The sequence below is a fragment of the Psychrobacter sp. AOP31-B2-9 genome (assembly GCF_052378005.1).
Classification (GTDB): Bacteria; Pseudomonadota; Gammaproteobacteria; order Pseudomonadales; family Moraxellaceae; genus Psychrobacter.
This window is the reverse complement of sequence record NZ_JBQSXG010000288.1, coordinates 1-1,027: the sequence shown is the minus strand read 5'-3', so window position 1 is coordinate 1,027 and position 1,027 is coordinate 1. Positions and strand designations below refer to the sequence as shown.

At 42.9% G+C, this 1,027-nt stretch carries 2 protein-coding genes; both read left to right on the top strand.

Annotated elements, in window-relative coordinates; translation table 11 throughout:
* On the top strand, positions 1-455 hold a 455-nt coding region (locus ACT3SX_RS15235; RefSeq protein WP_444761843.1), incomplete at its 5' end, for an IS1 family transposase.
* Positions 456-495: 40 nt separating this feature from the next.
* The coding region (locus tag ACT3SX_RS15230) for an aldehyde dehydrogenase family protein (protein WP_444761842.1) at positions 496-1,027 on the top strand (532 nt) is incomplete at its 3' end.

The window sequence follows — 1,027 nt, the reverse complement described above, 5'->3', positions numbered from 1 at the left end:
TTAGCACCATAGGCTCATCGGTCTATAAGATTACACCTAAAAAGCGCTATTATGAACGCTTAGAAGTTGATGAGTTTTGGACTTACGTGTATCGCAAAAAGCGTAAAGTTTGGCTTATTTATGCTTATGACCGCGCTACCAATGAGATTGTTGCTTATGTTTGGGGCAAACGTGACTTGAAAACAGCTAAGAAGCTAAGAGCCCGTCTTAAACAACTGAAAGTCAGCTATGGTTCTATTAGCATGGATAACTGGGATAGCTTTAAAACCGCCTTTAAAAGTGATAACAAACGAATTGGCAAACAGCACACCATAGGTATAGAAGGTAATAACTGTCGCCTTAGACACCGATTGCGACGAGCCGTTCGAAAGACCTGTTGCTTCTCAAAGAAGTTTGATAACCACTTTAAGGTGTTTGATTTGGTATTCTTCTATGTCAATTATGGCTATGTCTGATGCCAGCATACTTTTTAGAACACCACCAAGGAATCAAGTCATGAATACAGAACCACGTAGCGTACAACAACTGATCAATGGTGAATTTACGGAATCAACGACTACTGAATGGATTTATATCACCAATCCCGCCACTCAAGAAGTGATCGCCAAGGTGCCGCAATCAACACCTGAAGAGATTGAGCAAGCCGTCAAGGTCGCATCTGAAGCGTTTCAGAGCTGGCGTACCACACCTATCAGCAAGAGAGCACGTGTCTTTTTGAAGTATCAAGAGCTGATACGTGAGCATATGGATGAACTGGCGGCGCTATTGACCGAAGAGCAAGGTAAGACGCTGGCAGATGCTAGAGGTGATGTGTTTAGAGGACTGGAAGTTGTAGAACACGCATCAGGTATCGGTAACTTGCAGCAAGGTGGATACATTGAAAATGTCGCTAGTAGCGTTGATATGTATACCGTTCAACAACCATTGGGCGTCTGTGCAGGTATTACTCCTTTCAACTTTCCTGCCATGATACCTCTATGGATGTTTCCAATGGCTATTGCTACAGGTAACACATTCATCCTAAAAC